The organism is Vibrio sp. R10-SF1-ISO8 (assembly GCF_059833805.1).
The window spans coordinates 990,568-1,016,771 of the sequence record NZ_JCBDHL010000021.1 but is presented as its reverse complement, the minus strand read 5'-3'; the positions used below and the strand labels follow the sequence as shown (position 1 = coordinate 1,016,771).

The 26,204-nt window shown below is 43.6% G+C and carries 24 protein-coding genes; 11 read left to right on the top strand and 13 right to left on the bottom strand.

The window, feature by feature from the left end:
• Window positions 1-3 precede the first annotated feature (3 nt).
• From AC6R00_RS22730 to AC6R00_RS22675, 12 genes are all read right to left on the bottom strand, one after another.
• Window positions 4-3,072 carry an efflux RND transporter permease subunit gene (locus AC6R00_RS22730; RefSeq protein ID WP_500642043.1) on the bottom strand — a complete coding sequence of 1,023 codons (3,069 nt, stop codon included), beginning with the start codon at window positions 3,070-3,072 and terminating at the stop codon, window positions 4-6.
• Window positions 3,059-4,249 (bottom strand): efflux RND transporter periplasmic adaptor subunit, encoded by a 1,191-nt coding sequence (locus AC6R00_RS22725; RefSeq protein ID WP_500642042.1) that lies wholly within the window; start codon window positions 4,247-4,249, stop codon window positions 3,059-3,061. Before AC6R00_RS22725 ends, AC6R00_RS22730 begins: the two co-directional genes overlap by 14 nt.
• Window positions 4,250-4,450: 201 nt before the next feature.
• Complete coding sequence (locus AC6R00_RS22720; protein WP_500642041.1) at window positions 4,451-4,900, bottom strand: hypothetical protein; 450 nt, start codon at window positions 4,898-4,900, stop codon at window positions 4,451-4,453.
• Window positions 4,893-5,543 (bottom strand): winged helix-turn-helix domain-containing protein, encoded by a 651-nt coding sequence (locus AC6R00_RS22715; protein ID WP_500642040.1) that lies wholly within the window; start codon window positions 5,541-5,543, stop codon window positions 4,893-4,895. The genes AC6R00_RS22720 and AC6R00_RS22715 overlap by 8 nt, the downstream gene beginning before the upstream one ends.
• A gap of 105 nt (window positions 5,544-5,648) precedes the next feature.
• Window positions 5,649-6,359, bottom strand: a complete 711-nt coding sequence (locus AC6R00_RS22710; RefSeq protein ID WP_500642039.1) for a DUF2931 family protein — start codon at window positions 6,357-6,359, stop codon at window positions 5,649-5,651.
• A 39-nt stretch (window positions 6,360-6,398) separates the two neighbouring features.
• Window positions 6,399-7,139 carry a DUF2931 family protein gene (locus tag AC6R00_RS22705; protein WP_500642038.1) on the bottom strand — a complete coding sequence of 247 codons (741 nt, stop codon included), beginning with the start codon at window positions 7,137-7,139 and terminating at the stop codon, window positions 6,399-6,401.
• A 31-nt stretch (window positions 7,140-7,170) separates the two neighbouring features.
• A complete protein-coding gene (locus AC6R00_RS22700) occupies window positions 7,171-7,905 on the bottom strand; it encodes a DUF2931 family protein (protein ID WP_500642037.1) in 735 nt (244 codons plus the stop codon).
• Window position 7,906: 1 nt separating this feature from the next.
• Entirely contained in the window at window positions 7,907-10,021 is a 2,115-nt protein-coding gene (locus tag AC6R00_RS22695) for a phospholipase effector Tle1 domain-containing protein (RefSeq protein WP_500642232.1), read from the bottom strand.
• Window positions 10,018-10,803 carry a DUF4123 domain-containing protein gene (locus AC6R00_RS22690; protein ID WP_500642036.1) on the bottom strand — a complete coding sequence of 262 codons (786 nt, stop codon included), beginning with the start codon at window positions 10,801-10,803 and terminating at the stop codon, window positions 10,018-10,020. The genes AC6R00_RS22695 and AC6R00_RS22690 overlap by 4 nt, the downstream gene beginning before the upstream one ends.
• Entirely contained in the window at window positions 10,803-12,848 is a 2,046-nt protein-coding gene (locus tag AC6R00_RS22685; RefSeq protein WP_500642035.1) for a type VI secretion system Vgr family protein, read from the bottom strand. The genes AC6R00_RS22690 and AC6R00_RS22685 overlap by 1 nt, the downstream gene beginning before the upstream one ends.
• Before the next feature lie 175 nt (window positions 12,849-13,023).
• Window positions 13,024-14,310, bottom strand: a complete 1,287-nt coding sequence (locus tag AC6R00_RS22680) for an LssY C-terminal domain-containing protein (RefSeq protein WP_500642034.1) — start codon at window positions 14,308-14,310, stop codon at window positions 13,024-13,026.
• 14 nt (window positions 14,311-14,324) lie between these two features.
• The gene (locus AC6R00_RS22675) at window positions 14,325-15,056 is read right to left on the bottom strand and encodes a glycosyltransferase family 2 protein (protein ID WP_500642033.1); all 732 of its coding nucleotides are present in this window, start codon (window positions 15,054-15,056) and stop codon (window positions 14,325-14,327) included.
• Window positions 15,057-15,403: 347 nt separating this feature from the next.
• On the opposite strand from AC6R00_RS22675, the gene rplY reads away from it, so the two are divergent.
• From rplY to AC6R00_RS22625, 10 genes are all read left to right on the top strand, one after another.
• The gene (rplY, locus tag AC6R00_RS22670) at window positions 15,404-15,682 is read left to right on the top strand and encodes a 50S ribosomal protein L25 (RefSeq protein WP_004746191.1); all 279 of its coding nucleotides are present in this window, start codon (window positions 15,404-15,406) and stop codon (window positions 15,680-15,682) included.
• Window positions 15,683-16,117: 435 nt separating this feature from the next.
• Window positions 16,118-16,255: a hypothetical protein gene (locus AC6R00_RS22665; protein ID WP_500642032.1), complete on the top strand. Its 138-nt coding sequence runs from the start codon at window positions 16,118-16,120 to the stop codon at window positions 16,253-16,255.
• Between the two features lie 304 nt (window positions 16,256-16,559).
• Complete coding sequence (locus AC6R00_RS22660; protein ID WP_500642031.1) at window positions 16,560-17,591, top strand: PstS family phosphate ABC transporter substrate-binding protein; 1,032 nt, start codon at window positions 16,560-16,562, stop codon at window positions 17,589-17,591.
• Window positions 17,592-17,595: 4 nt separating this feature from the next.
• Complete coding sequence (pstC, locus tag AC6R00_RS22655; protein WP_500642030.1) at window positions 17,596-18,981, top strand: phosphate ABC transporter permease subunit PstC; 1,386 nt, start codon at window positions 17,596-17,598, stop codon at window positions 18,979-18,981.
• Window positions 18,974-20,215 (top strand): phosphate ABC transporter permease PstA, encoded by a 1,242-nt coding sequence (gene pstA / locus AC6R00_RS22650; RefSeq protein WP_500642029.1) that lies wholly within the window; start codon window positions 18,974-18,976, stop codon window positions 20,213-20,215. The genes pstC and pstA overlap by 8 nt, the downstream gene beginning before the upstream one ends.
• Before the next feature lie 122 nt (window positions 20,216-20,337).
• On the top strand, window positions 20,338-21,078 hold the full coding sequence (gene pstB / locus AC6R00_RS22645) for a phosphate ABC transporter ATP-binding protein PstB (RefSeq protein ID WP_500642231.1): 741 nt from the start codon (window positions 20,338-20,340) through the stop codon (window positions 21,076-21,078).
• 31 nt (window positions 21,079-21,109) lie between these two features.
• Complete coding sequence (locus AC6R00_RS22640) at window positions 21,110-21,586, top strand: arsenate reductase/protein-tyrosine-phosphatase family protein (RefSeq protein ID WP_172848856.1); 477 nt, start codon at window positions 21,110-21,112, stop codon at window positions 21,584-21,586.
• 66 nt (window positions 21,587-21,652) lie between these two features.
• Complete coding sequence (locus tag AC6R00_RS22635) at window positions 21,653-22,054, top strand: hypothetical protein (RefSeq protein WP_172848857.1); 402 nt, start codon at window positions 21,653-21,655, stop codon at window positions 22,052-22,054.
• A gap of 80 nt (window positions 22,055-22,134) precedes the next feature.
• Window positions 22,135-22,395, top strand: coding sequence for a hypothetical protein (locus AC6R00_RS22630; RefSeq protein WP_500642028.1), 261 nt, complete (start codon window positions 22,135-22,137; stop codon window positions 22,393-22,395).
• A gap of 191 nt (window positions 22,396-22,586) precedes the next feature.
• Window positions 22,587-22,823, top strand: a complete 237-nt coding sequence (locus AC6R00_RS22625) for a hypothetical protein (protein WP_500642027.1) — start codon at window positions 22,587-22,589, stop codon at window positions 22,821-22,823.
• Between the two features lie 148 nt (window positions 22,824-22,971).
• On the opposite strand, the gene AC6R00_RS22620 is transcribed toward AC6R00_RS22625, so the two are convergent.
• On the bottom strand, window positions 22,972-24,969 hold the full coding sequence (locus AC6R00_RS22620) for a putative bifunctional diguanylate cyclase/phosphodiesterase (RefSeq protein ID WP_500642026.1): 1,998 nt from the start codon (window positions 24,967-24,969) through the stop codon (window positions 22,972-22,974).
• A 229-nt stretch (window positions 24,970-25,198) separates the two neighbouring features.
• On the opposite strand from AC6R00_RS22620, the gene AC6R00_RS22615 reads away from it, so the two are divergent.
• Window positions 25,199-26,194 carry a PstS family phosphate ABC transporter substrate-binding protein gene (locus tag AC6R00_RS22615; protein WP_500642025.1) on the top strand — a complete coding sequence of 332 codons (996 nt, stop codon included), beginning with the start codon at window positions 25,199-25,201 and terminating at the stop codon, window positions 26,192-26,194.
• The last annotated feature ends 10 nt before the right edge of the window (window positions 26,195-26,204 follow it).

Sequence of the window (26,204 nt, the reverse complement as noted above, 5' to 3'; positions counted from 1 at the left end):
TCTTTACCCCTCTGTAGCTAGCTCAAAGCGTTTCGATTTTTCAGTCACTTTAGCGAACGCAACATACGCCATAGGCACAATGAATAACGAGAAGAAAGTCCCCACCGTTAAGCCACCAACCAAAACTAAGCCAATGTTGGTACGTCCTAATGAACCAGGGCCATCCGCCAATGCAAGTGGCAATGAACCAATAATCATCGTTAGTGAAGTCATTAGAATTGGGCGTAAGCGAGATTTCGCACTCATAAGAGCCGATGTCATCGCACTGTAGCCCTCTTTACGCTTAATGTTGGCAAACTCGACAATCAAAATACCGTGCTTAGTGACTAGACCTACCAAGGTCAACAAGCCAATCTTTGAATACAGGTTTAAGCTATGGCCAAACACACTTAATGTCAGTACTGCACCAACCAAACATAGAGGCACGGTAATTAAGATGATTAGCGGATCGACAAAGCTTTCAAACTGAGCCGCCAGAATCAAGAAGATGAACACCAGTGCCAAGCCAAATAGGACCTGCATTCCTGCTTCAGATTCATTGAGTTCTTTGACCACACCGTTATATTCGTAGTTTTGGCCCACTTTCAACAGTTTTGGCAACTCAGCATCGACGTACTCCTGAATATCACTTGCACTGAATCCTGGCATCAGATCAGCGGTGATTTCTGCTGCATCCTTACCACCATAAGTCTTAATGTTTGACTCCGCAGTGACAGGCTCAATCGAAACAAACTGTGACAATGGTAGTCTTTGACCCGAGTCAGAGCTTACGTACAGCTTATCTAGAACTTTGAAATCACCTAATGCCTGACGGTTTACCTGCACCTGAATTGGGTATGTAAAACCATCTTCTGCCTGTAAATCTGCTGCTTTTACAGAACCAAGGAAGGTAGAAATAGCGCTAGTGACATTGCCGTAGTCTACTCCTGACAGCACAATTGCATTGCGATCAATGGAGAGGTCAAAACGTAGCTGATCTCGGTGTGTCGAGTTGTCTACATTCGAAAGACCTTCATAGTTTTCTAGCAGCTCTACTACTTTTTCTGCGGTATCAGATAACGCATCTAAATCACGGTTAACTGTGGTCAATTCAAGAACGAGATTGCTTGCTACATCTAGGTTATCCGCAGAGCGCACAGAGAAAGAAGTTGAATAGGCTGAAACCGTTTCACCCGCTTTAGCCATCATCTCTTGAATAATCTCATCAGCACTTTGGTCACGCTCTTCCCAAGATTTAAGTAGAACATGGTTGGTTGGCGCTGACTCGATATAAGCTAGGTTTGCTTCAATCGCATCACTGTCTTTGAACACATTGTTTATCTGTTCGGCATTTTCCAGATCATAGAGACGACCTGCGCCCGCCGGACCATGAGACGTGACCTCAATAAAGCCTGTATCTTCTGTCGGTAAAAGGACTTTTGGCATAAACCATACAGCAACACACGACAAAACAATTAGAGCAGCAGTTCCACCTAGCACCATACCCGGACGTTTGAACCAAGCATTAAGATACAGCATGTACTTTTCAGTCATCGCATCTAACTTAGTTTCAACCCACTGGAACCACTTTGGTGACGTTGTCACTGACTTAAGCATGTACGCGCTCATCATCGGAGATAGAGTCAGCGCAACAAAGCCTGAGATAATCACAGATGCAGCAAGCGTATAAGCAAACTGCCTGAACAGATCTGCGGTTAAGCCAGACATTAAACCAATTGGAAGATAAACCACCGCAAGTGTTAACGTCATTGCGATAACTGGGAATACGATCTCTTTACAGCTCTTCAGCGCTGCTTGAAACGGGGAAGATCCCTCTTCAATGTGACGGTAACAGTTTTCTACAACAACAATCGCATCGTCGACAACTAAGCCGATTGCAAGGATGATCGCGAGAATGGTTAGTACATTAATGCTGAAACCAAGCATTGCCATAACCGCAAACACGCCGATCACACATACTGGAATGGTAATCAGAGGAATCGCCGCTACACGCAGCGAGCCAAGGAACAGCACGACAATTGCGGAAACCAATACAATGGCCTCAACTAAAGTCATAAAACCTTGGTCGATCGCTTCTTCAATAAAGTCGGCCTGATTATAGACCATCTTCATCTCGATACCTTCCGGTATCTGCATCGTTTCCATCGCCGCTTTGACGCGGTTCGCCACTGTCACTGGGTTTTCAGTCTTAAGCGGTAATACTTGCAGAGACATCGCCATATCGCCATCGACGTTAAGCATACTTGGCTCTAGGCTTTCTTCACCCATTTGGATATCCGCAATGTCGCTAACACGAATGATCTTTCCGCTATCGACACGCAGTACAAGGTCGCGAACATCTTCAATGGTAGTGACTTGATTGACTGGGTTAATGGAGAAGTCACGCACCTCGCCTTTAATCGTACCAGCAGTAAAAGTTGCGTTATAGGTGCTTAGCGTTCCAACCACATCGGATGCACTGACATTCAATGCTGCCATGCGCTCAGGCTGCAACCACACTCGAATTGCACGACTCGAGCCTCCATAAGGCCCCCATACTCCACCAACACCTAGAACATTCTTGAACTGTGGCGAGATTTGCTGATTGATGAAGTCAAACATCTCTTGTTTGTCCATCGAGCCATTGTTGACAAATGTAATGATGTTACTTGGCATTGAAGTATCAGATGAGTCATCTGTTACCGTTGGTTTGTCTGTCATCGCAGGCGGAAAATCAGAGATACCATCCACTTTGCTACGCAGGTTGTTCATCAAACTCGCATATTCAACATCACTAATGCCGTCTTCAAATTGAATCTTTAACGAACAACTTCCCTCTTGGCAGTCGGTTGTCATCGTTTTGATTTTGTCTAACCCAGTAACGGCAGTAATGAGTTCTTCCGCTACGTTTTGTGACATAAACTCAGCGCTCGCTCCCGTAATTGAAGCGCTCACCGTGGCAGAAGCCGTTTGACGCTCAGGAAAGTACTGAATAGACAGTTTCTGGTAAGAGACGATACCAAGTAACACAATCGCGATACTTAGCACCGAAGCGAGTACCGGATGCTTGATACATATTTCAGGCAGCTTCATTCGTTACCTCCGTCGACTTGTCCGATTTAGGCTCGGCGATTTTGCTTGCTTCTTTGTTAGGCGTTTCAGCAACTGGCTTTACCTGCTGTTCTTTTTTCTCAGGCTTAGCCGGTAAGGTTCTCGCTGGCAAAGTTACGGGAGACTTGGTTTGCTGAATAGCCACTTGTACATCTTGATGTAAGTTTTGACGGCCAGTGACAACAACACGCTCTCCAGCATTTAATCCAGACACGATCACAACGTAGCCGTCATTGGTGTTTTGCCCTAGCTCAACTGAACGCTTGGTTGCTTTGTTGTTTTCGATCACCCAAACAAATCGCTGATCACCTGACGTATCTACAGCTGTTTGCGAAACTACTACGTCATCTGACGCATCTCCGATACTTTGTGAAACCTTTGCAAACATTCCCGGTACCAGTTTGTTATCACTGTTATCTAAGTGCGCATGGACCTCGACTCGACCTGAGTTCTCGTCAACTAAAGGGGCAATGTAGTCGACCGTGCCAGTAAACTCTGTTTCACCATAAGCATCCACTTTCACCGACACTTGCTGACCAAGTTGCGCTTTGCCGACTTCTGCCTGAGAAATTGAGTAATGCACTTCAACCGGATCAAGCTTGATAAGGCTAACCAAAGCGGTCGCAGCCTCAACACGGCTGCCAACTGAATGAGTAAAGTTGGTGAGTTGCCCGTCAAATGGCGCAACAAGTTGGTAGTTTTGTAGGTCAGTTTTCTTTTGTCTGAAATCTGCTTTTGCCAAACTTGCTTGCTGCTTTAACTCTTCAACATCTTGAGCTGACATTGAGTCTGGTTGTTTCTTTAACAAAGCTAATACACGAGCAAGTTTTGATTCAGCGAGCGCCAATGAGCTTTCTGCTTTATCTAATTCAGCTTTCGCTTGCGAGTCATCAAGTTGAGCAATGAGCTCCCCTTTCTTAACCACATCGCCGTCATTGAAGTTGAGTTGCTTTAATTTTTCGCCAGCACTAAATGTTAATGCTGCGGAGTCTGTCGCTTTCAGCTTACCGACTTCTTCAATACTAGAAGCGGTCATTTGTTGCTTCGCGATCTCGACGGTAACAGGGACACTTTCCATAGTCTCTGCAAAAGCAGTTGAACCGATAATAGTGGTGCCAATACAGAAAATAGACAGGGATAAAGTCTTAGTATTTTTCATAGTGCGACTCTGATTGATGGAAGTTGTCGCTTGTTATACCTAAGATTTTTCTGACAAAGTTATCGTTTTGTCAGCCAGAGAATGATTAATCCTTAACGAACCTTAAGAAAAATCAAACCTTTGATTTTAAAAAAGTTTTATAGACAAAAACGCCGTAGTAACTTGCAAAGTACTACGGCGATTTAAATCTGATTAATGACGTTATTCAGCGCGCTTTGAAAACAAGTATGAGTACCTAGGAGCGACCAAAATCATCTGCTTCTGGGAGTAGGGAATCATTTTAAGCTCTTCTAACGAATGCATCCCACGCTGTGAAAACATCGTTTCCAACAGTGAGACTTTTTGCGAAGAAGGCAGGACTTGTTCAGATGTAGTTGGCATTAGTGAAAGCCCATAGCGGGTAAAGTGGTATTCTCCCGCCGAGTTAAAGCCGACATCTCCCTCCGTCAAAAAGAACATCTCGTATTGACCAGAGCGTTTGAGATTAATTGCCGACTTCATCTTAATGATGTGAGTATCGTCATCCGATTTAACCAGTAAACTGGTATCACTTTGCAACGCTTGAGCGATAGTTGGCGAGTTTACTACGCCAGCCAACACGCCAATAAACAAACCCGAAGCAATACTGGCCGCTAGAATTTTGTTATTCACAATCCACCTCCACTTCAGAAGGAATAAAGCTGATTGAATTCCCCTCTTGATCGACCAAGATAGTTTGGTTCTCAGAAGTAAAAGCGCGAACGTTGTTCATTACTAGTGACTTCTCACTACCAGGTTGAGGGATAACACAGCCAACATATCGGCTCTCTTGATAATCAGCCTCTACCCATGGCGTGCTCAACCAACTATAAGCCGTAAAACCGACTGCCGCACTAAGTGTAAAGGCAATGAGGTAAGCGGTATTATTGCGCTTAAGCTGCTTTGGTTCGCTGGGGCTAAACGCTCGGGTAATAATCGGAGAACCGATTTCTTGCGGTTGGTAGCTTTCTACATGACCATTAAACTGATAGCCGACACCACGAACTGTGGTAATGATTTCACCACCGCGGTCCTCTAGTGCTTTACGACAAGTCGATACTGCATGGAGCAAGCTGCTTTCTTCTACCACCACGCCTTTCTTGTACCATACTTCATCGAGAAGCTGAGCCTTTGAGAGTGGCTTATGGGGATGCTCAATCATAAACTGCAACAGAGCAACTTCGTTGCTGCCAAGCGCCACTTTGATACCACTGTCTCGCTCTTCTAGCGTCCCCGTTAAAGCGTTAAGAATGTATTTATTGTTTATCAACAACATAGGTAATAATCTGAATTATTTATATTATTACCTTAACCATATCTTAAAATTCATAAAATGGAAGAGCCCGGCGTAATGCTGGGCTCTTTTGTTTAATTGGGGTACCTAATTTATATCCGAATAAACTTTATTGACCTTATCCCAAGGGATGGGCTTTAAAGAAACGCCTGCCTCTTCGGCACGTTCAGCAATTCTCTCGCTATAATTCGCTTCATAAATTGCAGCATTATTGCCAAAAGTATCTGCTTCAAGCTCAGCATCTGGTGCCAACTCAGTTATATACTTATACTCTCCACAACCTCGCAACCACAATTTAGTATTTCCATTGGGCAGAAATCCAAAAATCATGTCTGTTCGATAACAATCTCTAACAACGCCATCCCATCTGGTATAAGTTTCTTTGGTACTCATCATCTTCTTAATGTCCGATGACAAATCCCACTTGGTAGCAAAAAACCTCTGATTTGAAATAGAAGCCCAATAGATATAGACGCTGTCAGGTAGTGTCTTAGTCCCTGCTACCTGACCAATTTTGGCGACCGGTGTACCGAGAACTAACCCGAAACCATCATAGTCATCCACGTCTTGCCTACTCAATTCACTCCTACGCATAAAATGCATGTCATTATGAACATAAGATGTCCAGTCAGCAGTGTTATTAATGCCATAGGCTTGGGTCACTTTCGCAGGATACAAAGAAGACATCGCATAACCAATACGCCATTTAGGCATGTCTTCAGGAACACTTGGTACTTTCGCAAACGCATAGGAAAGTATTGGAGCTATGAATAGCAACATTGCAATAAAGTTAGACATAAAAGACATTCAATTCCAAACACCTTCATCTTTCGCATATCAGTTTAACTCGGTGATTTCGTATTTGGAGTATACCTTGTTAACTTTGTCCCAAGGGATTGGGTCCAAAATCACGCCTGCTTTTTTTGCTCTTTCAGTGATTCTCGCGCTATAGTTAGCTTTGTAAATTTCGGCATTGTTACCACGCGAGTCTGCTTCAAGCTCAGCATCTGGCATTAGTTCTGTTACGTATTTATACTCGCCGCAGCCATCTAACCAAACCTTAGTGTTTCCATTAGGTAAGAATCCAAAAACAATGTCATTTTGATAGCAGTCTAGGATCGCGCCATCCCATGTGGTCATTTTCCGTTTTGTAACCATCGCTGCTTTGACCTCTTTAGTTAAGTCAAATTTAGTCACAAAGAATCTTGTATTGCTTATCGATGCCCAATATACAAATACGCTGTCTGGCAGTGTTTTCGTACCAGCAACCTGTCTTTTCATAGTTACTGGAGTTCCTAAAACGAGACTATAGCCGTCGTAATCAGGTAACTTTTTCTTCAATTTACTTAGCTCGGTTCTTGTCATAAAGTGCATATCGTTATGAACAAATGACGTCCAATCTTGCTCTTCATTCACCCCATAAGCTTCGGTAATTTTCGCAGGATATAATGAAGACATGGCATAGCCGATACGCCATTTGGGCATGTCTTCTGGAACGCTAGGAACTTTTGCAAATGCATGGGAAAGTGTTGGAGCTATAAATAGCAGCATTGCAATCAACTTAGACATAAAAGACATTACAATTCCAAACACCTTCATCTTTCGCCGATCAGTTTAATTCGGTGATTTCGTAGTTGGAATAAACCTTATTAACTTTATTCCATGGGATAGGGTCCAAAGTCACACCTGCTTCTTCAGCTCTTTTTTGTATTCTTCCTAGGTAAGAACGTTGTTTGTAATCCTCAACCCCAAACCCATGGATATCTTTATCCATTACTATTTCAGGCGCTAATTCTTGTATGTGTATTAAGTCTCCGCAACCTTTTAAAAAGATTTCAGCATTCCCATTAGGTTTTAGCCCAAATACAAATTCAGTTCGGTAACATGAATCAAATACAAATCCGTCCCCTCTTGTGTAGCTTACCTTCGCTGAGCTCAATCTCTTTACATCATCTGTGAGCGTGTACTTAGTTGTAAAGAATTGAGTATTAGCTAGTGATACCCAATTAATTACAATGCTATCAGGTAATTGGTTTGTACCTGCTACTTGCCTTCCCCAGACTGTAGTGAAGTTATCAATAGGTAAACCATATCCATCATACTCTGGAATCCACTTACGCACAGAAGAAAGCCTGCTCGTACTCATTGTCGTAATCATATTGTGGATTGGTGAAGTCCAGTCCTGTCCTTCATTTATACCATATGCTTGGGTTATACTAACCGGATAAAATGTCGGCATAGAAACTCTGATAGACCAGTTTTTGTCGGGAGTTGAATGAACATTGTTACTGCACGATGCTACAAATATGCTCAGTACACTCAATAGTACCTTTGTCTTTTTCACTTTATTCCCCTTGCGATACCTCATAGCTAGCTCTTTTATACGCATTTAACTTTTCGTCAAATAAAGGTTTAAAAGCAAAGCTATCATCTGATGAGTGATGGACTAGATTTAGTGACATGAACTCTCTCTTTATTTTGTCATTCGAAAGCAGCTTTTCAATGGCGTCATTATCTCCATTCAATGCTAGGTTAAGAGCTTTCTCATTTAACTCTTTAAAGCCTGAACATTCTCCTAAATCTTCTACTGTATAGTGAGAGTTATCATTCCAAATGTACTCACTTTCATCAGAGAATGGAACGTTATTGAAGCTAGCTAAGCCATACATTAAGCGCAAATACAGTCGAGAAAGCTCACCTTTTACTCTACGCTTTATATAAACACTACCAATAGCAATATTTTGGGAGCCGTTCATTTTCCTATAATCAAAATCTGGAATAAAGTAATCTGTTTTGTTCCAACCAGTTCTTTGGTCTATTTCGATAAACTCTTGGAGTTTTCTCTCAATATAGTCTGTTACTCGCTTCTTTTCGTAGCTTGACGAATAAGTACGACTGATACGCTTAATTCGCTTCATTTCTAGCTCTGGCAACAAGAAGCTATTGTTTTTATATGAAAGCGTCGATTGGTACCCACCACCTATATCTGAATGGGCTCCCGGGAGAACAAACTCAACAAAGTTATCGTGCTTGTTTATGTGATTCAAGCTGAAGTTATAACGACACTCTAGTGTTGGATCGGCTGTAAGATGAACAGCTTTCAAAACACGAGATGTATCTAACCACAATCGTACATCCCCACTATCTTGGTGAGTTGAAAAATCTATGTCTATCAAAGTATCTGAATCCAACGATACCAAATGGACGATTGAAGCTACCGTATCAAAAAGGCCAGCAAAAGTTACGACACAACTAGCTTTTTGTGGGTCACTTTCAGACCAGTCAAAATATTCTGGTAATACAAAGCCCGACGACTTAACTGCTCCTTGAATGCTGTTTGAAAGTTCGTTTTTTTCACCATCTAAAGCTATGTTAATGAAATGCCTCGCAGCAGCAGCACCCCGACTAAAACCAAACACATCGAGTTCCAGTTTATCGAAACCATCTACGTTTTCAGGAAATGTAGAAAAGACATCTTGTTCTAGTGTTTGCGTCAGGTTCTTAATACCTGTAGTTACTTTAGCAATCACACCATAGTCACCAATGCCAGTCCCTTGTCCAAGTAAAGACTCATCTGCGGGCGCAATTGTTGTTTCATTACCTGTGCCTATACCAGTTATGTACTCAGCGTGATGGTATATTTTACTATCGGCAGAAAACTCGTACTTCTTGTATAAATCAAATAGCTTCTGCACATTGGTTATTTCATTTGTCGCGCTACCTTCTACGGTTTCAGTTTCACCGTCATTCCCAGTAAACAATTTAACCAAGAAATTCTCTTCTTCTGGAAAAGAAAAACACTCATCAGACAATTCTGTAACAGGTACGTTGTTTTTTCGATACCCCCTTTTTTCGGAGATTGCTTGACAATCTGCATCGTATATTTGACGCCACTTAGGTTGATATTTCTCTAGCTGCTTCTTACCCCATTGAGCGCTGTAAGTATTATTGCCTGTTCCATCAAAGAACATCCCTACGCGTAGAGTAATAAAATTGAAGCCTTTTACTTTAAGTACATAACTCTTATCTGCGACGAGTTTAAATGTATCGGCTTTTCCTTGTTGATGACGTGTCGGTAATGTTTGTTCTTCAGTCAGTTCAGTTAGATCACCCGCTGTAACCTCAAAGAAAATAGGTTTGGAATCTTTATGTCCTTGGTATTCATCGGCAAAGTCTTTAGTAGGATTACCTTCTGAGTTTGGCTTGCGCTCCTTCCCTTGAGATTCGATTAACCAAGACTTACTGTCTAGTTTCAGTGTGACTTCACCTGGGCAGATATCTTCTACAAGGATTGGGGAGTCACCCAAAGTAATTGGGTACTCATTGCAAGCGCCATCAATGAGAACACCACTAACGCCTTGGAACGGATTGTTAAATTCATCCCTTACTTGTATTTCAATCCAGTGTGTTTTCTTCTCACATGGTACGCAGTAAGGGCTAGCTCCTGTGGCGCTGCTCATACCCAACTCTCCTTAATGGCTTCTAGCTCTTTTAATTCTTCAAATGTTAAGTGGAAAGGATTAGAAAACTCTGAAATGTGTGTGCCTGTAATTTTGGCCAGTTCAACCATTGCACCGTACTCTAACTTTTCAATTTTAAAGCCAGCATCTATCCCTTTTTGTAGTGCTCCGATTAGGACAACTGATGGGGTATCTAGCTTTTCCATTAGTTGTGGAAACAGCTCCCACCATCTTCTTTCTATCGCATGGGCGTGGGCTTTAATGTTGTATAGCTCCGCTAGATGATGAGGCTGAATTTTCCACCAAGCTTCGCTTTGCGGCTTAAAGTCTGGTTTAGGTGGATTTGAAAACATTCTGATTTCATCGTCAAAAAAGGCAATTTCACTGATGTTACCCATAAAACTTGCCAACTCTCCCTCGTCCATAGCTTTAAGCATTGGTAGGACAACTTTTGAGTCGTAAAAACGAAATAGAACTTCTTCACCTTCGAGAGATGCCGTGAGCAAACTTTGTAGATGTTCTACAACTTCCTCGAATTTATGTTCACTTCGAATGCCAATGCCTTTATTAATTGTTTCTTCTTGTAGTGACAGCACTTCTTCTGTCACAGGGATAAGCCATGGTGATAAATCTTTAACAGAATTAAACATCTCGCCTTCAAAAAGAGGTCTCGAATCTTCAAAACCAAACCCGAACTCCTTTACGGCTTCTGTGTGGGTTTTACTATCAGCTAACCAGAACGCCGCCCCTTCATCTTGAGTAATAAACCAGTCCTTCAACATCAGGCATCTCCTGCCAAAGGACAAGGTTTGACTGCAGGGACATTGGCTTCTTCTGCTTTCAGTAGCGCTTGGTAACTTACAGCTTTTGATACTTCAGGTGCTTGAGGAGACTCCACATCTATTGGTAATTCAGCAAGCTGTCCTGCGTAGTCGCTGCCACTGCCCGCACTACCGCCGCCATTTAGATTTATGGCAGGACCAACGAGGTGAACACCACCTCCATCAACTTTGACGAAACTTCCGCCAGCTTTTAGGGTGATTTCAGCTCCTGCTTCGACCACTATTTTCGCGCCACTCTTCAAGGTAATTTCGCGCCCTACATCTGCACTGAAGAGTGTACCGATTTGTTGATGGGAGCTACTTTCAACGACTTCACTCGTTGTACCTTTTATCTGGGTTCGACTTTCTCCTTCCGTCGTAGAATGGGCACTACCTAAAACCTGTTTGAACCGATCATTTTCGACTATAGAGTGCTGGTCATGGTGGATGTGAGTCGTCGAATCATTTTTTACTTCAGCATTAAAATCTTTTTGTGCGTGCAAATAGATCTGTTCTTTGTCTACTTGATCTTCAAAACTTAATTCGTTGAAACCTGAGCCCTGATAGGATTCGCTGCGTATTACTGTTTTGGTTTTGTTTTCAGGAAGCCCGTACGGCAGTGTATTATTCGCATTGTAGGAACGACCAGTCACAATTGGTTGGTCTGGATCACCGTTCAGGAAAGAGACTATCACTTCTTGCCCTACTCTCGGCAGCGCCATCATTCCGTACTGCGAACCTGCCCACCCCTGAGAAACCCTTACCCAACAAGAACTGTGTTCGTCTCCGTTAGAATACCGATCCCATGGAAAATGTAGCTTAACCCTACCATGTTCGTCACAGTAGATTTCTTCACCTTCAGGGCCTACTACAATTGCAATTGAAGAACCATCAACAGTTGGTTTGTTTTGTGGTTTTGATTGCCAAGTGCATTTAGCGGGAACGAGGACAAGTTCATTGTGATAGGTTGTCGCACCATTGCCCCCCTCTTCTTCTAGAGCTTGAGGCTGGGTACCACGTAGTTTGATGGAAACTACCTGCCAGTCCTTTGTTATTTCATCATCAATGTGCTCTTCTATCGAGAAACACAATCCGGCTTGTAGAACTAGTGCATTGGATTTCGCGGTTGCGGAATGCGCATTGCGGCGCAAATAATCCATCCTTGTCTGACTGATCAGTTCACCCACTACATCTTCTTTGTAGCGCCCAGGAGAATCAAAATACTCATAGTGCTCTGTGTTTTGGTACTCTTGTTCTACCCCTAACTTCTTTTGCATCAATCGATAGGAAGGTTTCTTAAAGCTGTAATCGCTCAGCTCAACTCGACTCACTTCTACGCGTTTAGTTTCTAGCAAACTTGATATACACGGCTCATCATTCGCTCCACCGGCTAAAGCGTTATAAGGCAGTGCAGTTTCCAGTTTTGGTAGAGATTCACTCGTATCTGAGAAAACTACTGTGTGCTTACCTTGCTCATGATAGAAGCTATAAATAATCCCTTCTTCTGCTAGCAATCGATTGATAAACGCAAGGTCTGTTTCACGATACTGCACGCAAAACTCACGTTGCGGATACTGATTCTTTAGCGAAAAGGAGTAGTCATTGATACCCATTTCCTGAAGAAGAATAGAGACGATCTCAGGGCAAGTTTGATGTTGGAAGATTCGGCTGTTGTGCCTTAGCGATAGGCGCTCTAATGAGGGGACAAGAGTTAAAGAGTAAAACGTATGGTGATGACCTGTATCTCCTACCGTAAACTCTCTTACCACACCATGTAAGATTCGCTCCAACACACCATTACGGAAGAGCTTTAACTGCACATTTTTGTCGACAATGTCATTTTCACTAAGATCATGACGACGACTAGCAAGATTAATCTCATAGCGGTAGCCAATACACAACTCTTGGTCATCAGATGAAAGCGATTCGCAACCGTTAAATTCGTGGACGACTAGCGACTCATCTTCAAGCCCGTCAATCTCAATTAGGTAGTTCAGTGTTGGCATTTCGCTTCCTTTGCTTAACTCGCAGACTCTTGAGTTTATTTCGTGAATCTACGCGTTATCGCAAAGTTAATGCCAAAACTTTTCTACCTAAAACCCCTATGTTTATTGAATCGAGCTAACATCACCAAGCAAACTTTTGCTCAGCATTAGGCAGCATTTTACTTGTAGGCAATAATTATATTTCTGACCGAGAAGCTCGCTCACTCTTAATCACCAGTACTCGGCCATCGGTGTAATAATCATGCTCGCCATCTAAAATGGTTGGTGGATGATAAGCGGCCATGTCTATAGATACATTCGCAGGCGCACTGAGTACTTGTTCAGCAAGCTTGTCTCGCTCATGGTCTACATTAGGATCGATACTGTGCAGAATCGTAACAATACCTGAATATGGTGTTATCTGAAGACCATCATCGTAGCTTAGCGCACCCAACCATAGATTTTGATTTGTATTTGAATCCACACCAGCCTGCCACCAGCGGATATGACTGCGTTTTAGCAAGTTGCCTGGTAGCTGAAACGCTAACTCTTGCGGCACGCCATTCCAGAACAAATCAGAGACTGGTGGAGTATTTAGCTTAAGCAACTCTATATAATCACTTATCTCTAAATCATTTCTAGAGAAGGTTTTATTTTCAATCCAACCTAAATCGGCCATTAAAGCCCTTGGATGTTCACCTACGTAAGCAACATTAATAGCCTGAGCGTCAAACACCGCTGATTTGCCCGGATACGCCTTCAGAGGCAGTTCGCCTATTGTGACAAACTCATTCCCCTTTTCAGACACACTCACTTTATTCGCAAAGTCGTCGGAATAGAAAAAGAAATGGGCATAGTTAGCGTACAAAACCGATGCCAACAAGAACGCAGTGAACTTGGTAAACACTAAACGCCAGCGTAATTTCCTACCGATAAGATAGAAGCCGACACTCGCACCTACAGCGATTAAGATAGCCTTATGTTCAACTAAGAATATTTTAGCTTCGTTGAGTATTGGGAAGTTATCTATTCCATAACCAAGTAAATAGCCCCAAGCAACAAACTGACCAACCCCAAGAAACAAACCAATGGTGGAATACAGGCTAAATCGAGCCCAACTGATTTTTTGCGAGCCTGCAATAAACGGCACAACCCAGGCGATGGGCCCAAGCAAACGCGCAAACGCCAACACATAGTTACCCTTTTTGGCCATCAAGTGACGACATCGCGCAATTGGGCGGCGTGTTTTAGATTGCCACCGAATCAGTTTTCTCTGAGCGGGAATACCTAACCTTCGACCAATAAAGTAACTCACTTGATCGCCGATAAAACCACCCAGTAAAACCGCAAACACTCCGGTAATAATGCCTTGCTGGAGTTGATACCCCGCAGCGAGCAAGAACGGCTCGCCAGGTACAAACAAATTGGGGCCAATCAACGCATCTAGCAAGGCCCCGACAAATAAGCTGAATCCTTCAAACATATTGAGTTACTCAGTTATTGTTGCTCTTTGTAGTGACCAAACTTGTATTCCATTTCGTTGTTACGCATTTCTCCAAAGAAGAAACGTCGCACATTTGCTTTCAGGTAGGTCGCTCCCATTTTGAAGGCGCCTTCTTCATCTAAACGTCTAGGATCAAACCCAAACGTCAACGGCAAGAAGCGGAATCGCCATGTTTTGCTCGCGCGTTTCACATAGTCGCAATCTTCACAAAGTACGATTTGTTCATCGAAGCCGTTCAACTGTTGATGTACGCGCTTGGATGAGAAAATGCACGCACCGACCGCAGTAGGAAAGACAAACTGAGTGACGAATAAACCCAAGTTGAACATGCCGTAGCCAAGCTTATGTACCAGTGCGAGATCTTTTGCACCCATGTATACGCCCGCCACTTCAAGCTGCTTTTCTTCTAACTGGCTTAATGCGTTAGCTAGAAAATTAGGTGATAATTGAACATCGGCATCAAGAAACAATAGGCGTTCGTGCTTCGCCAATTTTGCTCCTGTGTTGCGCCCTAAGCTAACACCTCTTGTTTCCATTTTATGGATAGTAAGAGCTGGTAATGACGCCTCATACGCGGTAGCAACATCACGCGTTGCGTCATCACTGTTTGAATCGACAAGGATCACTTCAAACTCCTTATGAGTCTGCTTACTAAGATCTTCCATTAGTCGACCGATGCGCTTCTCTTCGTTTAGCGTAATAACTACAATGCTTACTGGTCCCATAGTGTGTTCCTCTCTCAATGAATAACGTTGTTTTGTTAACTTGAGATACAGAATAAGGCCGCAAGGCTTAACCAATAGTGAGGGTTCTATTCAGATTCGGTTCATTCGATACGAACGCAATTTGAACCTTAGTTTTGACCCTGCTGAATCAATCTTAACCGATTGATTATAATTGCCCTTAAAATCGCTGATTTAGATGATTTTGAGTTGCTAGAAAACACATAGAGTGATAGTATCCGCGCTCGCTTGAAGAGTTACTACCAATTTCTTTTCAGCGTTTAGCACACTTAACAAGGTCGCATTGTTAGTGTGATTATGAAAATCTATTATTTTTTGAGAGTAATACTATGAAATTTGAAGCAGTAGTACGTACTGAACTAGGTAAAGGTGCGAGCCGCCGCCTACGTCACGCTGGTAAATTCCCTGCAGTTGTATACGGCGGTGAAGAAGCAGCAGTATCTATCGTTCTTAACCACGACGACGTTGTTAACCAAATGGACAAGCCTGAGTTCTACGAAGGTATCGTTCTAGTGATCGACGGCGCTGAAGTTAAAGTTAAGCCACAAGACGTTCAACGTCACGCTTACAAGCCAAAAGTTGAGCACATGGACTTCATCCGCATCTAATTCCCTACCAAGGAATTAATTCGGATTAAATCCAGCCTTTTGCATAAAGATTATCGGCCTTACCATCCGAGACATCTTAAAATTCGAAACCCCGATGCTACCAACATCGGGGTTTCACCGTTTTTGAGCCTTCAAAAACGCTCTCAATTCTCTTCAACTTACTGAAACTTAGCCACTTTACCTGAACCCACTATAACCACATCATTTCTGGGTGGATTAAGTGTGGACGAAAGGTGGACTTATACAGTAGTTTCTCTCTCAACTATCTTAGACCCATTTTTGCCACGGCTCAAATAGCTATCCAACTCCCCTACTTTATTCTTTAACTCTAGAACATACCTGAAAGTACCTCAAAGAGCCTCTGACAACCTTCCAAGTAAACCCTACATTAGTGATATACTTTCTATCAAATCGCTTACTAGTGAGGCTACAGAAATGGATAAGAAGACTTTTTCCGAGCAAGAACTACTCGAAGGATTAAATGCTCATACTGCGCATGCTGATGAATTGGCGGAGCTGGTTGAGGAAGAGATGGATTTAGATGAAGTCAAAGAAGAAGGCAGCCACGAGTAAAGCACTCATTCGCAGCTGCTTATCTTTAAATTGACCTAAGGGACTAACTCATCTTTGGACATAAATGAGTTGCAGATTTTATTACATTAGAACATATCTAATTACTAGGAGTATCGAAGAACACCTATATTAAGACGTTCTTCAATATGCAAGCTTTAAGTATGGAAGCTTTTCTCTCCGCTCCCTAAAAGAGCTCTCCGTCTATCAGTACAAAATTAATTAAGATGAATTTTTAGTTACCATTCTGGCTCCTGAGTATTTGAACAACTACTTTAATAGCAGCATTCAGATTAAGGAGACTGTTATGCTTAAGCACAAATTCGTTGCCTTGGTAGGACTTACTACCTGTTGTTACACGTCATTTTCATTAGCGAAAGATCAGATCAGTGTCGTAGGCTCGTCTACAGTCTACCCTTTTGCTACCGTCGTTGCCGAACGCTTCGGTAAATCATCTAATTTCTCGGTTCCTAAAATAGAATCCACCGGTTCAGGTGGTGGTCTGAAGTTGTTTTGCTCAGGAGTGGGGAAAAATACCCCCGATATCACCAATGCTTCGCGCAAAATAAAGTCCTCAGAGATCGAGCTGTGTAAGCAAAATGGTGTCGAAGAAATCATCGAGGTTAAAATCGGCTATGACGGTATCGCGTTTGCAAACTCGGTTGAGTCGCCTCTGATGAATGTATCGATTAAAGAAATTTATATGGCGTTGGCAAAAGTACTGCCGGACGATAACGGTGAACTTAAGCCAAATCCATACACAACATGGAAAAGCATAAATAGCAGCTTGCCAGACACGAAAATAGAAGTGCTCGGTCCTCCTCCAACTTCAGGGACTCGCGATGCGTTTGTTGAACTCGTCATGGAAGCTGGTTGTGACACCAACCCAATTATGAAAGCACTGAGCAAATCAGATAAAACTAAGTACAAAGCCTCTTGTCACGGAATTAGAGAGGATGGTGCTTTCGTCGAAGCTGGTGAAAACGACAATCTGATTGTTCAGAAGCTATCAAGTAATCCTGATGCCTATGGTATTTTTGGTTTCAGCTTTCTTGATCAGAACCAAGACAAGGTTCAAGGAGCCAAAATTAATGGTGTTGCCCCGACATTCGACGCCATTGGCGACGGTTCATACCCAGTTTCACGTTCACTTTTCTTTTACGTCAAAAAAGCGCACGTCGGTGTCATCCCTGGTATCGCGCAATACGTCAGCGCCTTCACAAGTGAAGACGCCATTGGACCTGAAGGTTACTTGACCGATAGAGGCCTGATCCCGCTGCCAATCAATGAATGGCAGCAAGTCCGTGACGATGCCGAGAACCTAAAACCAAATTTGTAATACTATGTACTTGCTCTCGGCAATTGTACTCTGCGCTGCATTGAGTTTCTTTATCGCTCGTTCAAAGTCACTTAATGCAGCTCAACACCTCGGTGGTATTCGTCATCTTCATTCGCTGCCTAACTATTACGGGTGGTTTGCAATGTGGATGACAGTACTGCCTGTAGGTTGTTTTGTTCTGTTCTGGAACGTTGTCGAACCCAGGTTAATCCAACACTTAGCATTGGAATACTTTACTCACTTAATGCCGCTCTCAGAGATAGGGACAACGAAAGAGCTCCTCTACGCGCGGATCACCGCAAACGACGCCGTGAATCAAACCTCTCTTCCCTATCAATCCCAACTGGCGCAAACTCAAGGCTATTACGCTCATCTGGTGACATTAAGTCAATCGATATACACAGGCTTAATTTTTCTTCTCCTTGCCGCCTCTGCAAGCCTGGCCATCTACAAAATTAAGGCCAGCTTTAGAGCTCGCCACTATGTAGAAAAAACCGTCACAACCTTACTGGCTGGCAGCTCGACTGTTGCGATATTGACCACTCTTGGCATCGTACTCTCTGTCTTGTATGAATCACTGCTTTTTTTCTCCCAGATCCCGATAAGTGAGTTTCTGTTTGGCACCCACTGGTCACCGCAAATTGCGATTCGTTCAGACCAACAAGGCGCAAGCGGTTCTTTTGGTGCGATTCCATTGTTTGCAGGCACCTTGCTTATCACAGTGATAGCCATGACTGTCGCAGCGCCAATTGGTTTATGTAGTGCGATCTATTTGGCCGAATATGCCCCAGACAGAGTCAGAGCCACAATAAAGCCGTTAATGGAAGTGTTGGCTGGCATACCCACTGTGGTTTACGGTTTTTTTGCCGCCCTGTTTCTCGCGCCGAACATTCGCTTTATAGCCGAGTCTCTCGGCAGCCAGTCTGCTTCTTCTGAAAGTGCCCTTGCGGCCGGAACCGTTATGGGCGTGATGATCATCCCGTTTGTTTCCTCTCTATCTGATGATGTGATAAGGGCTGTTCCACAAAGCATTCGAGACGCCTCACTGGCGATGGGGGCAACCCGCTCTGAAACGATCAAGAAAGTGGTATTACCTGCTGCTCTACCGGGTATTGTTGGCGGGCTTTTACTCGCAGTGTCAAGAGCCATCGGCGAAACCATGATCGTCGTCATGGCCGCGGGTCTGGCGGCTAACTTAACCGCAAATCCTTTGGAGTCTGTGACCACAATTACCGTACAGATCGTAACCTTGCTTGTTGGTGATCAGGAGTTTGACAGTGTAAAAACATTAGCGGCGTTTGCCTTAGGCCTCACATTGTTTTTGGTCACCTTGTGTTTAAACATCGTTGCTTTGCGCATCGTGAAAAGGTATCGAGAACAATATGAATGATCCGCTTTTATCACTTGCGCAAAACAAAAATGCCAAGGTTCGTCAATCATTGATAAAGCGCAAAAAATCCGAGCGTCGCTTTCAGTGTTACGGAATACTGTCAATTATATCAGCGGTCTCTTTTCTCGCCATCCTGTTTGTCGCCATCGTCACAGCAGGTCTTGGGGCTTTCACAATCACCGAGATCAAGATGAGCTATGTGATCAATGATAAGACGCAGTCTGACTCCCCCACCAAACTCATTAGAGACAGACTTAAGGCAGATTTTAGTTCGGTTGAGAGTCGCTCAGAGCGACGCAAGTTGTATCAGCTACTGTCGCCGGAATCTGAATACATCCTGCAATCCGCCATTGAGCAGCAGGCCTCCTCATCTGGCCGCATCACAATTTGGTTACCCGCTGGCGATGCGGTGAACCAATTCTATAAGAATCAGAATAATTCGAACCTCTCTGATTTAGAGCAATCCTGGATCAGGAAACTCGCTCAACAACAGCGAATCAGAACCAGCTTTAACAAGTTCTTCTTTAGCAATGGCGATAGTCGAAACCCTGAAGTTGCGGGTATCGCCGGTGCATTTATGGGATCTGCCTTCACCATTATCACCGCGTTACTACTGAGTTTCCCCATCGGCGTTGGGGCGGCGATTTATCTTGAAGAGTTTGCCCCAAAGAACAAGGTGACAGACATTATAGAGATCAACATTAACAATCTGGCTGCCGTTCCTTCGATCGTTTTTGGCCTGCTCGGTTTAGCCATTTTCCTGAATGTTTTAGGTTTACCGCGCTCTACTCCTTTGGTTGGTGGCTTAGTGCTTACTCTGATGACATTGCCGACAATCATCATTTCCAGTCGAGCGTCTTTAAAGTCGGTTCCCCCGTCGATACGAGACGGTGCTATGGCAATGGGAGCCTCTAACACTCAAGTGGTTTTCCACCATGTGGTACCGCTTGCCCTGCCTGGAATGTTAACCGGCTCAATCATCGGTATGGCGCAAGCGCTCGGTGAAACAGCGCCGCTATTAATGATAGGTATGGTGGCGTTCATCGTCGACATACCCCAAGGATTTCTCGACGCTGCCACCGCTCTGCCTGTGCAAATTTTTCTCTGGTCTGAAAACCCAGAACGCGGGTTCGCAGAGTTAACGTCAGCGGCCATCATGGTACTGCTGTTCTTTTTGTTTCTGATTAATGGCATCGCGTTATATCTGAGGCGAAAGTTAGAAAGGAGATGGTGATGAGAGACGTAAATACATTGGGGCCCTTTACCTCAGAGATAAAAAAGACAGCGCCAGATGAGAGACTCCAGTCGCAACACAATCGCTCAAGCCTAGGGGTCTATCAATCGCAAAACGCGAGCATGACGACCAAAGATCTTAGTGTTTATTACTCTGGCGTTCAGGCTTTATTTGATGTGAATTTAGACCTAGGCCGCAATGAGGTTCTTGCGTTAGTTGGCCCGTCAGGTTGTGGTAAATCGACCTTCTTACGCTGCTTAAATCGCATGAACGACTCCATACCACATTGTCAGGTTATCGGTGATATGACCCTCGACGGCCAAGATGTCTTTTTCTTGGAGCCTGAAGAGCTTCGTGCTCGGGTCGGGATGGTGTTTCAAAAACCTAACCCTTTTCCCAAATCAATCTATGAAAACATCTGTTACGGGCCCAAACTCCACGGTCTGGTTGAATCCAAGTTGGAGCTTGATCATATTGTCGAAAGCTCGCTCAGAAAGGCCGGGCTGTGGAATGAGGTGTGTTCGAGACTAGACTCACCCGCAACCGGACTATCTGGTGGGCAACAACAGCGATTATGTATTGCCAGAGCGATTTCGATCAGCCCTGAAGTCATTTTAATGGATGAACCATGCTCAGCTTTAGACCCAATTGCGACCGCCCATATTGAAAAACTGATACATGAACTGAGAGAAAGTTTTTCGATTGCCATTGTGACCCATTCAATGCAACAAGCCAGACGTGTTTCTCAGCGAACAGCCTACTTTCATTTGGGCAAATTGGTTGAAGTCAATCCAACTGAACAGATTTTCACTCAACCGGAGCATGAACTGACCAGAGGATACCTTCAGGGTCAATTCGGTTGAAACTCTGCATTAGTATTTAAAGGAAACGTCGATGAATCAGAAGATACTATTTATATGTAGACATAACGCAGGACGCAGTGTTATCGCCGAGTCGTTGGCCAAACAGTATTTGCCTTCACAGTTTGCCGTCGCGAGTGGCGGCTCTCACCCAACCGGTTCTATCAACCCTGTGGTTAAACACTTTCTGCAAAACAAAAGTCTCCCGGTTCCACACAATTACGCGCATTCTTGGGAAGAAAGGACGGCATTTCTGCCAGACATAGTGATTACCCTTTGTGATTCTTTACACAATGAACCGACGCCTTTGTGGTTATCTGGGGGGATTAGAGTTCACTGGCAGGCTGACGCTTTTCCCCAGCAAGGCGACGAACAGCAACTTTCCGCCCATTGTGATCTACTCTATGAATCCCTGCAGCGAAGAATCATTGCGATGAGCGGCATACTTCAACAAGCGGATCTCAATGATCAAGACCTCAAGGATGAGCTTGCAAAGCTCAACGCGATGTAAGCCGTTTAGATACCTCACTCATTCTGATTTCATCAGTCTGAATACCTGTCACACGGATGTCATAAGATGGATTTATCGTTAGAGTCATCATGGTTAAATAGGGACACTTATTTGCAGACCAACAGCTATGTTACGTTAGAAGATAAAGCCAAGCGGAAGTGTATTTTTCAACTACCTAGCTACCTTCGCTCGTACCCTAACTTTGATCATGTCTGTACTGTTCAACCCAATGGAACCAAACTGTTTAAGCCATTTGGAGGTGTTATCTCACTCGATGCCATACTTGGTCGTAAATTGCCGAGACTTGGTTTTGTCCAAGTGGTTAACCTGATTGGCTTGCATCGCGCAGACAACCTGTTGTTTATGACCCCGCAAAACCACAGCGTTGTTGGTTACGAGATGGGCGAAAAATACTACATCGTTTTGCACCATGAGCAACCAATTCTCCGCCAAATGATTGTCAATTAAATCAAACCTACAGCAATAAAACTGTCACATCCTGTCGCTAAAGTACCCCGCGTTATCCTCCGCAGCACCGAATAGAACCTATGAAACGGAAAGCACTTGAAAAAGATCAACAGATCATTCAACTAATGCAAAAACAAGGACTGATAAAGAAGGAAGCCCAAGAGTTAATAAAGGATAATATCTACCGCTTATGCAAAAGTGATGTCACTAAAATCAATAACTACGCACAGCACTTTGGAATGACGGCGAAAGAGAAGCTGATTGATGAAATCCTCGAATTGCGTCGTGAATCACTTCTGGGAAAATACCAACGACTGGCCGATGAGATAGATCCAGCTTAGGGCTCTGTTCCTTGTCACACTATTTTAGCGAGTTACTTTTTGTTATCGGCGAATTACAGCGCCAGCACTTTCATTATCAAATGCATCCTGTTTCATCCGAAAATGCAAGCCAGTGCAAAACATTTTGTTACAGAACTATTGCATAAACTGTTACCATTCTGAGGTCAATTCCAATGCAAGGATGCTGGTCGATGGTTCGCTTTACACTCAGTGATAAAACGCTACTGGATTCTGATAGCCCCGAATATTTTTGGATAAGCTGGATGCTCAGTGAAGGCTACTCTGCCTATAAAATAAAAAACAGCGTCATGAAAGCCTTTGGCGGTGATGAAAGAATTGCCCAGACCATGTTAGATGTGGTCAAAGGCACACAATCTAAATTCGACTTGATCCAACTCGTTCAACAAAACAACGTTGAAGTGGAGTAATTTCTGTTGTTTCATCAAAGCGACATCTGAGCACGTTAGCATTAACGTGGGTTGTGAATCAAGTGACGCGCTGTTTACAGTCCATGTTAAACTCCATTCTAGTTTTGCACCTCTTAGTGAGGTGCATTTTTTTGTCTAAAGAATTAGCTTAAGCGCGGCGCTCTAGCTCAAACACATTATCATCGGATTTGCGTTCGATCAGTTTAGAGACTAGCTGCTGAGCTGGCATAGGCTTCGTCAGGTAATAACCTTGCCCGGTTAAACACCCCATCTGGTAAAGATCCGACTGTTGCTGAGCGGTCTCAACTCCTTCTGCTACAACGGATACCCCCAATTCATTGCCAAGCTGGACTATGTTCTTTAAGAGCACCAAGGATTTGTTACTGGTTGAATAGTTCATAACAAAGCTGCGATCAATTTTGAGCGTTTCGAACTCGAAATCTTTAAGATATGAGAGAGAGGAAAAACCTGTCCCAAAGTCATCCAGAGCAATGCGAACGCCAAGTGACTTAAGCTCAGCAAACAATCTCTGCGCTACTTCTACATTCTCAACCATTACCGTTTCAGTGATCTCAATTTCTATCTTTTCGGTCGGTACACGCGAAGATAATATAGTGCCTTTGAGTGCGTCGTAAAACTCAGGGTGTTTTAGGCTGCGAGCCGAGATGTTAATGCCCATCACTCCGAAATCGATACCCTGCTCAAGCCACTTCGTCTGTTGCTCGAGGGCTTTTTGGGTAACCAACAAATCAAGTAAGCGAATTTGTCCTGTCGATTCTGCCACCGGAATAAAATCATTCGGGTATAGCAAGCCTTTGTGCGGATGCCTCCAGCGCACAAGCGCCTCGACACCTTCAATTTCTTCGTTGCTTAAGTTCCACTTGGGTAAATAGTGCAGCTCCAGCTGATCTTGCTCAATCGCCACGTCAAGGGCATTTTCGGTTTCTTTTTGTGACAGCGCGATACGGTTAAGCTCTTTGGAATAGAACTGGAAGTTGTTTTTGCCCATAGACTTCGCATGGTACATCGCGTTGTCCGCATATCGAATCAAGGTGTCTTGAGTGCTGCTGTCTTCTGGGTAGATAGAGACACCAATGCTGGCTGAAATCTGAACGCTATGACTGTCTAACTGGAAATGACTGGACAGCGACTCAATCAGGTTTGAAGCAATACGATTAGCCACACTGATAGCCGAGCTAACATCATTTAAATGCCCTAGAACAACCACAAACTCATCACCACTAAAACGAGCAGAAAGGTCAGTCACACGAATACAATGGTTCATGCGCTTAGCAACCCCTTTTAATAACTGATCGCCAATCTCATGACCGTATTGGTCATTCACATCCTTAAAATGGTCAAGGTCGATAAACAATAATGCAAAAGACTTTTTAGATCGCTCGGCATTGAGGATCGATTGATTGAGCCGATCAAGGAAAAGCGTTCGATTTGGTAGATTGGTTAAAGGGTCAAAGTAAGCACGGTTATGCAGTAAAGCGTTTTTCTCTTCGATAGCGTTGTTGGCGTCAGTTAAAGACTGCAGCAAGGTATCTCTGTTTTGTTCATATTTGTGCTGAATACGGATTGAGTATGCAGCAATGATAATCACAGCGATGATCAAAGCAATACTGGTGCGGGTGTAAGTCTCAATACCAGATTCATAGCTGGCCTTAATCACACGCTGTATTTCATCGGCCTTACTCGCAAACTCTAGAAACTGCTCATCCCTGCGTACAGAGTTCACGTTGCTGATACGATCCGACTGAACATGTTGATAGTGAGTCTCAACATTGGCCTTAAATTCAGCTAATAGCTCACGAAGAGAAATCAATTGGCTGCGTATCTCCTCATCCTCGACAGCCAAGTAACTTCCCATGATGCTTTCGCCACCTTCAAGCAACGCAACAACGTGCCAATCGGCAATTTCAAGGTAATACCATACCTCTTGGATTGACTGTGCCGTGTCGCCCGACATGATTTCATCAAACCAAAGATATGCCAGTGTGCCATTGATTTTTATCTCCGCCGCCGCTTCAGCAAAAGGAGATTTATCACGAAGCAAATAGTTCGCTTGTGTAACCAATGCAGAGGTAGAGATAATGACTAATAAAGCCAAAAAGGAGGTAAACACGAACTTACGTTTCATAACAGTTGCAATTGGATTGTGTTCTTTCAATAGTTTTTCGGTATCTTTGGCTTAACCTAGCCAAGTTTTATTGCAAACCGATGAATGATTACTAGATTAAAACTTATGCAGTAGTTATTAATGAACATTAAATGAAACTAGCGCTGCTCCATTGTTTATAAACAACAAAAAAACTATATTCTCCGAGTCAAAACAATCATCGTTCGCGTTTAACTAACGCTTTTGCATCATGAATAAACACGTCATTAAGATCTTAACGAACTATTTCTGGTTGGTATTTTTTCTCTCCGCCGGTCATGCGATAGCTAAAGACTTGATTAAGATTGAAGGCTCTAGCACGGTCTATCCAATTACTAAACAATCCGCCCAACAATATATGCTAGCAGAAGGCAGCCGAACCCACGTTGTGATCGGCATTACGGGCACTGGTGGAGGGTTTAGAAAATTTTGCCGTGGGCGAACCGACATCTCTAACGCCTCACGCCCTATCAAAGCAAGTGAATTAGAGTTGTGTAAAGCCAATGGTATCGAGTTTATCGAGCTGCCCATCGCTCTCGATGCAATTACCGTAGTCGTAAATAGAAACAACCACTGGCTCGACGCTATGCCTATCAGCCAACTGGCGAAAATTTGGCAAGCCTCATCAGAGCAGAAGATTCAACTATGGAGTGAAGTCCACACAACCTACCCTTCAAATCCGCTTATACTGCATGGGCCAGGTGCTGATTCTGGTACTTACGACTACTTTGTTAATATGGTTTTAAATAAGGTAGACAGCCGACAAGACTACATTGCTAATGAAGATGACAATGCAATGGCAGCGGAAGTGGCGGCAGATACAAATGCCATGGCCTATCTTGGTTACTCCTACTACCAACAAAATCAAGATAAGCTCAAAGCAGTCGCGATAACCAATACTCACGGAACACCGATAAAACCAAGTGTAGAGAATGTCATCAGTGGTCAATATAGTGACCTTTCACGACCACTCTTCCTTTACGTCAACAAAGCCGCGATCTCGAAAAGAGCAAGTGTTCGCCGTTTCCTTTCCCATACCTTTCATCCAAGAAATATTGAGCGCTCAGTAAGTACCGCGGGTTATATTCCTTTATCTGAGAAAATGTATAGCCAAGCGCGCAATATCATTGCCGAGGGGATTACAGGCTCAAGGTTTACCAGCGACGACACAACAACTAACTTCGAGCAGTTCCTTCAACAAAACTAGCATTGTTCAA

Excerpts from the sequence above, each read along its gene's own strand:
- AC6R00_RS22615 (WP_500642025.1), top strand. The coding sequence starts at position 25,199 with ATGAATAAACACGTCATTAAGATCTTAACGAACTATTTCTGGTTGGTA.
- AC6R00_RS22665 (WP_500642032.1), top strand. The coding sequence starts at position 16,118 with ATGGATAAGAAGACTTTTTCCGAGCAAGAACTACTCGAAGGATTAAAT.
- AC6R00_RS22725 (WP_500642042.1), bottom strand. The coding sequence starts at position 4,249 with ATGAAAAATACTAAGACTTTATCCCTGTCTATTTTCTGTATTGGCACC.
- AC6R00_RS22660 (WP_500642031.1), top strand. The coding sequence starts at position 16,560 with ATGCTTAAGCACAAATTCGTTGCCTTGGTAGGACTTACTACCTGTTGT.
- AC6R00_RS22620 (WP_500642026.1), bottom strand. The coding sequence starts at position 24,969 with ATGAAACGTAAGTTCGTGTTTACCTCCTTTTTGGCTTTATTAGTCATT.
- AC6R00_RS22625 (WP_500642027.1), top strand. The coding sequence starts at position 22,587 with ATGGTTCGCTTTACACTCAGTGATAAAACGCTACTGGATTCTGATAGC.
- AC6R00_RS22635 (WP_172848857.1), top strand. The coding sequence starts at position 21,653 with ATGGATTTATCGTTAGAGTCATCATGGTTAAATAGGGACACTTATTTG.
- AC6R00_RS22675 (WP_500642033.1), bottom strand. The coding sequence starts at position 15,056 with ATGGGACCAGTAAGCATTGTAGTTATTACGCTAAACGAAGAGAAGCGC.
- AC6R00_RS22710 (WP_500642039.1), bottom strand. The coding sequence starts at position 6,359 with ATGTCTAACTTTATTGCAATGTTGCTATTCATAGCTCCAATACTTTCC.
- pstB (WP_500642231.1), top strand. The coding sequence starts at position 20,338 with ATGACGACCAAAGATCTTAGTGTTTATTACTCTGGCGTTCAGGCTTTA.
- AC6R00_RS22680 (WP_500642034.1), bottom strand. The coding sequence starts at position 14,310 with ATGTTTGAAGGATTCAGCTTATTTGTCGGGGCCTTGCTAGATGCGTTG.
- pstC (WP_500642030.1), top strand. The coding sequence starts at position 17,596 with ATGTACTTGCTCTCGGCAATTGTACTCTGCGCTGCATTGAGTTTCTTT.
- rplY (WP_004746191.1), top strand. The coding sequence starts at position 15,404 with ATGAAATTTGAAGCAGTAGTACGTACTGAACTAGGTAAAGGTGCGAGC.
- AC6R00_RS22715 (WP_500642040.1), bottom strand. The coding sequence starts at position 5,543 with ATGTTGTTGATAAACAATAAATACATTCTTAACGCTTTAACGGGGACG.
- AC6R00_RS22640 (WP_172848856.1), top strand. The coding sequence starts at position 21,110 with ATGAATCAGAAGATACTATTTATATGTAGACATAACGCAGGACGCAGT.
- AC6R00_RS22630 (WP_500642028.1), top strand. The coding sequence starts at position 22,135 with ATGAAACGGAAAGCACTTGAAAAAGATCAACAGATCATTCAACTAATG.
- AC6R00_RS22705 (WP_500642038.1), bottom strand. The coding sequence starts at position 7,139 with ATGTCTTTTATGTCTAAGTTGATTGCAATGCTGCTATTTATAGCTCCA.
- AC6R00_RS22685 (WP_500642035.1), bottom strand. The coding sequence starts at position 12,848 with ATGCCAACACTGAACTACCTAATTGAGATTGACGGGCTTGAAGATGAG.
- AC6R00_RS22690 (WP_500642036.1), bottom strand. The coding sequence starts at position 10,803 with ATGTTGAAGGACTGGTTTATTACTCAAGATGAAGGGGCGGCGTTCTGG.
- pstA (WP_500642029.1), top strand. The coding sequence starts at position 18,974 with ATGAATGATCCGCTTTTATCACTTGCGCAAAACAAAAATGCCAAGGTT.
- AC6R00_RS22695 (WP_500642232.1), bottom strand. The coding sequence starts at position 10,021 with ATGAGCAGCGCCACAGGAGCTAGCCCTTACTGCGTACCATGTGAGAAG.
- AC6R00_RS22730 (WP_500642043.1), bottom strand. The coding sequence starts at position 3,072 with ATGAAGCTGCCTGAAATATGTATCAAGCATCCGGTACTCGCTTCGGTG.